The 227-nt window shown below is 53.3% G+C and carries 1 pseudogene; it reads left to right on the top strand.

Annotated features, from left to right (window positions below):
* Positions 1-227 (top strand): annotated as a pseudogene (locus tag ACYVTD_RS19225) (hypothetical protein); the annotation flags it as partial.

Below are 227 nucleotides of genomic sequence, written 5' to 3'. Positions count from 1 at the left end.
CGCCTTATCCCCGAGAACAAGCCCGAATACCCGTTTCTGGGGCTTTTGGTTTCAGAGGGCCATACGATTATCTGCAACGCCAGCAACTTCGACGACATTACGATCCTTGGAACCACCATCGACGCCGCCGCCGGCGAAGCCTTTGACAAAGTGGCGAAGCATTACACCTTCTTCTATCACTTTGCCGCCGGGATAGCCGAAGTTGTAATGCTTCGCCACTTTGTCAA

The organism is Treponema sp. R6D11, from assembly GCF_054786075.1.
The sequence above is the reverse complement of the archived record's forward strand: the minus strand, read 5'-3'. Positions and strand labels throughout refer to the sequence as shown.